The sequence below is a fragment of the Aeromicrobium sp. genome (assembly GCF_025965075.1).
Classification (GTDB): Bacteria; Actinomycetota; Actinomycetes; order Propionibacteriales; family Nocardioidaceae; genus Aeromicrobium.
Map to the genome: position 1 here is coordinate 1 of NZ_JAOPXQ010000151.1, position 5,984 is coordinate 5,984.

Below are 5,984 nucleotides of genomic sequence, written 5' to 3' on the forward strand. Positions count from 1 at the left end.
CGGTGCCGGGTCCCAGCGGTAGCCGCCGTCGTCGACCGTGACCAGGCGGCTCGGCATGGCCGGGTCGGCCTCGACGTGGTGACGCACTCGGTCGACGTGCACCGCGACGGTCGACCGGTCGCGGTAGTCCCAGCCCCACACCTGCGTCAGCAGGTCGTCGTCGCTGAAGACCCGGCGCGGGTGGCGCAGCAGGAAGTGGAGCAGGTCGAACTCCCGCGTCGTCAGCGGCAGCCGCGCGCCGTCCTGCAGGGCCTCGCGGGAGACCGGGTTGAGGGTCAGGTCGCCGTCCATCAGCAGCCCGGCGACGGGACGCGGACCGAGCGGGACGAGGCTGCGGCGGAGCACCGAGCCCACGCGCAGGGTCAGCTCCGCGGCGTTGAACGGCTTGGCGACGTAGTCGTCGGCGCCGCTGGCCGAGTGCGCGAGGTCGTGACCGTAGGCCGCGGCTGTCGTCAGCAGGATGATCGGGACCGCCGGCCCGTCGGTCTGCCGCAGCTGCTGGCAGACGTCGAGACCACTGACCCGGGGTAGCTCGGCGTCGAGCACGATCAGGTCCGGCTCGAGGTCACGGGCCGCGGAGAGCCCCGCCGGACCGTCCGCCACGACGGTGACGTCGTACGCGTCCTCCTCGAGATGGCGCTGCAGCACGTCGCAGATCGCGGGGTCGTCCTCGATCACGAGCACGTGGGGGCGGTCTCCGAGTGCCATGCTCCCCACCTTGTCAGGCACGCCCGGGGTTCGCAGCCCGCCGTCGACGGTTCACGTCGACGGGACGCCCGGTCATCGCACGACCCGGTAGTGCAGGTGGACGACGCCGCCCGCGAACCGGTCCACGGCGACGAGCTCCAGGTCGAGCCGTACGCCGTCGGGCAGCCACCGGGGTCCGCCACCGACGATGACGGGGTAGACGAAGGCATGGATCTCGTCGACGATCCCGGCCGCGAGCGCCTGCCCGGTCAGCTCGGCACCGCCGATGAGGACGTCCGTGTCCGACGCGTCGACGAAGGCGCGCACCGTCGCGGGGTCGAAGTCGTGCTCGATCCGGGTCCGCGAGCTGATCGGCTCCTCCAGGGTGCGGGAGTAGACGACCTTGTCGGTCGCGCGCCAGAGCTGCCCGAAGTCGCGCGTCTCGGGTGCGTCGTCGTCGAGCGTCTCCCACACGGCCATGAAGTCGTACAACCGGCGACCGTAGAGGTGGGTGCCCATCGGCCGGACGAGGTCGTTGATGGCCATGTGGACCGTCGGGTCGGGCTCCGACCAGTCGAAGCTGCCCTTCCGGTCGGCGATGCAGCCGTCCAGGGAGATGTTGGTGGAGTGCACGAGCCGTCCCATGGTGGGACCGTATCCCCGCGGATGCGTTAGTTTCTACATGTGCTCCTCTCAGACCGCGACATCCTTGCCGAGATCGACGCCGGACGCGTGGCCCTCGACCCGTTCGAGCCCAGCATGATCCAGCCCTCGAGCATCGACGTGCGGCTCGACAAATTCTTCCGGGTGTTCGACAACCACAAGTACCCGCACATCGACCCGGCGGCGGACCAGTCCGACCTGACCCGCGAGGTCGAGGTCGAGGGCGACGACGCGTTCATCCTGCACCCCGGCGAGTTCGTGCTCGGCTCGACGTACGAGCTCGTCACCCTCCCCGACGACATCGCCGCCCGCCTCGAGGGCAAGTCCTCGCTGGGCCGGCTCGGGCTGATGACGCACTCGACGGCGGGCTTCATCGACCCCGGTTTCTCGGGGCACGTGACGCTCGAGCTCGCAAATGTCGCGACGCTGCCAATCAAGCTCTACCCCGGCATGAAGATCGGCCAGGTCTGCTACTTCCGGCTGACGTCCCCGGCGGAGAACCCGTACGGATCGGCGAAGTACGGCTCCCGCTACCAGGGCCAGCGCGGCCCGACGGCGTCCCGCTCGCACGCCAACTTCCACCGCTCGGAGATCTGAGCCCCGACCCGGGATGTCGGCACCTTTGGGTCACTCTCGGGCGATGAATGACCCGGAAGTGCCGACATCCTGGCGCGGCGGGCCCGTCAGGGGGTGAGGTCGCGCGTGCGCGGCGGGTCCGCCCCGGGTCGTGAGCACGTGATCGCGGCGGCGCTGGAGGCGTACATCGCGAGGTCGGTCAGCTCGGTGCCGTCGAGCTCGTCGGCACCCGGCCAGTCGTACGTCGCGCACCACGCGAGCATCGCCGCCATGAACGAGTCGCCGGCGCCGATCGTGTCGACGACGCGGACGTCGGCCGGCGGGACGGAGGCGTGATGTCTGCCGGCCGCGATGTGCGCCCCGTCGCCGCCGCACGTGATCGCGACGATGCCGCGGTCCGCCGCGAGCCGGCGCACCAGGTCGGCCGGCGCCTCGCCGGGGAACAGGACGGCGGCGTCCTCGTCGCTCATCTTGAGGATCGACGCATACGGCGCGATCGCGGCGAAGACCCGCTGCCACACCGCCGGGTCCCGCTCGACCGCGAGACGGACGTTGGGGTCGTACGACACAGGGATCCCCAGCGCGTCGGCGCTGATCACGAGCTCCGCGACGAGCGACGCCCCGGGCTCGAGCGCCGTGCCGAGGGAGCCGACGTGGATCGCGTCGAACGCGGCCGGGTCGGGCAGCGCCGCGGGGTCCCAGGTCAGGTCGAAGACGTACGTCGCGCCGCCGTCCTCGGCGATCGTCGCCTCCGCCGTCGAGGTGTGCTCGGGCGTGGGGTCGAGCCGTTCGAGCACGACGTCGGAGCCGGCCAGGTGCGAGCAGAGCAGGTCGCCGTACGCATCGGGGCCCACCTGCGCGGCGAGCTCGGTCGCGACGTCGAGCCGGGCGAGCCCGACCGCGACGTTGAACGGTGAGCCGCCGGCGTGGGGCTCGGGCTCCCGGCCGGCCCGGCGGACGACGTCGACCAGCGCCTCGCCGATCACGAGGACCGTCACCGGGCGGCGCCGATGGTGAGGGGCGCGCTCGGCGCGAGCGGCAGATCGGGGAAGGTCAGGGCGTTGAACGCGTGATAGGCGTCGGGCTTGCCCCGCCACGTGCGGGTCGAGGGGCGCATCCCCACCGTGAGCTCGTGGTGCCACGACCCCGTCGTGTCGTCGACGAAGTGCTCCGCGATCTCGGACCACCACCGTCTCGCGAGCCCCGCATAGAGGGCGTGGCCCGTGGCGATGTGCAGTGCCTCGGCGGCCAGCACGGCCTCGGCGATGACCCAGTGGAACCGCTCTTGGACGGCGGGCTCGCCGAACCAGTTGGTCGTGTAGGGCAGTCCGGGGGTGTCGTCGTCGACGGTGTCGTCGACCGCGCGGGCGAACAAAGCCTCGGCGGCCTCCCGGATCCAGGGCCGGGGCTCCTCGAGGCTCGCCGCGAGCTGCTCCAGCAGGCGCGACCACTCGAACGCGTGCCCCGGCGTCGCGCCGTAGGGGCGGAACGGATCGGCCGGGCTCTCGTCGTTGTAGCTCAGGATCGGCGTCCAGTCGGCGTCGTAGTGCTCCGGGATGCGCCAGTCGTGCGCGCGGGCGTGGATGCCGATGATCCGCTCGCAGATCGCCAGGGCGCGCTGACGCCACACGGCGTCGCCCGTCACGTCGGCGGTCACGAGATAGGCCTCGACGGTGTGCATGTTGCTGTTGGCCCCGCGATAGAGGTCGATCTCGGACCAGTCGGCGCTGATCTCCTCGACGCACCGTCCGGCCTCCCCGTCCCAGAACCGGCGCCCGTGCACGTCCGCGGCCTCGTCGAGCAGCGCCTGGGCCCCCTGCGCACCGGCGGCCGTCGCCGTCGCGGCGGCGAGCAGCACGAAGGCGTGGCCATAACAGCCCTTCGTCGTGACCTCGGGGGTACCGTCCTCGTCGACCACGTCGAACCAGCCGCCGTGCTCGTCGTCGTGGAACAGCGTCCTGAGCGCCGTGACGCCGTGCTCCGCGAGTCGCAGGCTGTCCTCGGAGCCGCCGATGTGCGCGAGCGCGAAGACGTACGTCATCCGGGCGTTGATCCACAGCTCGAGCTTCTTGTCCGGGTCGCGCTCGCCCTCGTCGTCCAGCCAGACGAAGCCGCCCTCGGGTCGCACCGACCGGCGGGCGAACGCCAGGAGACGGGTGCGCACGGTGTGCCGCCAGCTCGCGCTGCCTGGCGCGTCGTCGCTCATGTGTCCACCGTACCCACGGGTCAGGGTGCACTCAGGGACGGTCAGGGGTGGTTCCCCGATGCCCCGGCCCCCGCACCGGCGCGACAGTGGGTGCATGACCACTTCACTCAACGACGGGCGGCGAGACGCATGATCCGCGCCCAGGGACTCACCAAGGCATTCGGCGACCGGACCGCGGTCAAGGGCGTCGACTTCACGGTCGAGCCGGGCCGGGTCACCGGCTTCCTCGGCCCCAACGGCGCCGGCAAGTCGACCACGATGCGGATGGCGCTGGGGCTCGACGCCCCCACGCAGGGATCGGTGACGGTCAACGGCCACCGGTACGCCGCCTCGCCCGCCCCGCTCCGCGAGGTCGGCGCGCTGCTCGAGGCGCACGCGATCCACCCCGGGCGCTCGGCGCGCGACCACCTCCGCTGGCTCGCCGCCAGCAACGGCATCCCGACGACCCGGGTCGGGGAGGTGCTGGAGCAGGTCGGCCTCGACTCCGTCGCGGGTCAGCGGGCCGGCCGGTTCTCCCTCGGCATGGGGCAGCGGCTCGGGATCGCCTCGGCGCTGATCGGCGACCCGCCGGTCGTGATCCTCGACGAGCCGGTCAACGGCCTGGATCCCGAGGGCATCCGCTGGGTCCGCGAGCTCGCCCGCGAGCTGGCGTCCGAGGGCCGCACGGTGTTCATCTCCAGCCACCTGATGTCGGAGATGGCGCTGATGGCCGACCACCTGATCGTCATCGGGGCCGGCTCGATCCTCGCCGACTGCTCGATGCAGCGGTTCATGGCCGATCACGCCGCGTCGTACGTCCGCGTGAAGGCGCCGCGGTCCACGGACGTCGAGGCGCTCCTCGTCGGCCGCGGGCTCGAGGTCGTCCGGGCCGGCGACGAGCTGCGGGTCCAGGGGCTCGACGCCCCCGCGATCGGTGAGCTGGTCGGCGGCCACGGGCTGCTGCTCCACGAGCTGACCCTCGTGCGCTCCTCGCTCGAGGACGCGTTCATGACCCTCACGGCCGACCGCGTGGAGTACCACGCCAAGGCCGCCGACGAGATCAAGGCAGGACGACGATGAGCACCGAGACCGTGACCACCTCGACCGGGCGCGACACCGTGGTGCCGCGGGCCGGCTTCGGCAAGGTCCTGCGCGCCGAGTGGATCAAGCTGTGGTCCGTGCGCTCGTCGTGGTGGACCATCGCCGGCCTCGTCGTCCTCGGCGCGGGTCTCACGACCCTCATCTGCTGGGGCAACGCCGAGTGGCTGGCCAGCAAGGACGCGGACGAGTCACCCGGCTCGTTCATCACCTGGGGCATGATGATCGCCCAGGTCTGCGCCGTCATCATCGGCGTGCTGACCGTGACCTCGGAGTACGGCACCGGGATGATCCGCACGACGCTCGCGGCGACTCCCGTCCGTGGCAGGGTGCTGGCCGCCAAGGCGCTCGTCGTCTCGGCCGTGATGTTCGTGACCGGCACCGCGACGGCCCTGCTCGGCTATGTCGGTGGCCACGCGTTCCTCGACCGTGAGGGCATCGGCCTGGCGATGGAGGGCGACGTCGCCCGTGCGATGTACGGCAGCGGGTTGTTCCTCGCCGGTCTCGCGATCTTCTCGATGGCGGTCGGCTTCCTGGTCCGGCACACGGCGGCGGCGATCTCGATCGTCCTGGCGGTCGTGTTCGTGCTCGGCAACATGGTGCTGCTGATCCCCGGCTCGTTCGGGGACTGGGTCACCAAGCTCATGCCCGGCAACGCCGGCGGCGAGGTCGCCACCCCGGTCTCGTTCAACCCCGACCTGCTCGGGGCGTGGACCGGCTTCGGGGTGTTCGCCCTGGAGACCGCGGTGCTGGTCGCCCTGGCGTACGCCTTGCT

The 5,984-nt window shown here is 71.7% G+C and carries 7 protein-coding genes; 3 read left to right on the forward strand and 4 right to left on the reverse strand.

Translation table 11 applies throughout. The features are described 5' to 3' along the window. A partial coding sequence (locus JWQ91_RS09425) for a response regulator transcription factor (RefSeq protein WP_297782812.1) occupies window positions 1-708 on the reverse strand: 708 nt, incomplete at its 3' end. 72 nt (window positions 709-780) lie between these two features. Further along, window positions 781-1,332 carry a dihydrofolate reductase family protein gene (locus tag JWQ91_RS09430; RefSeq protein WP_297782814.1) on the reverse strand — a complete coding sequence of 184 codons (552 nt, stop codon included), beginning with the start codon at window positions 1,330-1,332 and terminating at the stop codon, window positions 781-783. 39 nt (window positions 1,333-1,371) lie between these two features. On the opposite strand from JWQ91_RS09430, the gene dcd reads away from it, so the two are divergent. Next, window positions 1,372-1,947 carry a dCTP deaminase gene (gene dcd, locus JWQ91_RS09435; protein WP_297782816.1) on the forward strand — a complete coding sequence of 192 codons (576 nt, stop codon included), beginning with the start codon at window positions 1,372-1,374 and terminating at the stop codon, window positions 1,945-1,947. A gap of 86 nt (window positions 1,948-2,033) precedes the next feature. Here the strand turns inward: dcd and JWQ91_RS09440 are convergent, their stop codons facing one another. After that, on the reverse strand, window positions 2,034-2,924 hold the full coding sequence (locus JWQ91_RS09440; protein ID WP_297782817.1) for a carbohydrate kinase: 891 nt from the start codon (window positions 2,922-2,924) through the stop codon (window positions 2,034-2,036). Next, the gene (locus tag JWQ91_RS09445) at window positions 2,921-4,132 is read right to left on the reverse strand and encodes an AGE family epimerase/isomerase (protein WP_297782818.1); all 1,212 of its coding nucleotides are present in this window, start codon (window positions 4,130-4,132) and stop codon (window positions 2,921-2,923) included. Before JWQ91_RS09445 ends, JWQ91_RS09440 begins: the two co-directional genes overlap by 4 nt. A 129-nt stretch (window positions 4,133-4,261) precedes the next feature. Between JWQ91_RS09445 and JWQ91_RS09450 the strand changes: the two genes are divergently transcribed. Together JWQ91_RS09450 and JWQ91_RS09455 are read left to right on the forward strand one after the other, a co-directional pair. Then, window positions 4,262-5,191, forward strand: coding sequence for an ATP-binding cassette domain-containing protein (locus JWQ91_RS09450; protein ID WP_297782819.1), 930 nt, complete (start codon window positions 4,262-4,264; stop codon window positions 5,189-5,191). Next, window positions 5,188-5,984, forward strand: a 797-nt coding sequence (locus JWQ91_RS09455; RefSeq protein ID WP_297782820.1) for an ABC transporter permease subunit, incomplete at its 3' end; no start/stop codon positions are given. The genes JWQ91_RS09450 and JWQ91_RS09455, both read left to right, overlap by 4 nt.

What these genes read in the sequence shown, in the direction of transcription:
- JWQ91_RS09445 (WP_297782818.1), bottom strand. Translation starts at nt 4,132, where the DNA reads ATGAGCGACGACGCGCCAGGCAGCGCGAGCTGGCGGCACACCGTGCGC.
- JWQ91_RS09450 (WP_297782819.1), top strand. Translation starts at nt 4,262, where the DNA reads ATGATCCGCGCCCAGGGACTCACCAAGGCATTCGGCGACCGGACCGCG.
- JWQ91_RS09430 (WP_297782814.1), bottom strand. Translation starts at nt 1,332, where the DNA reads ATGGGACGGCTCGTGCACTCCACCAACATCTCCCTGGACGGCTGCATC.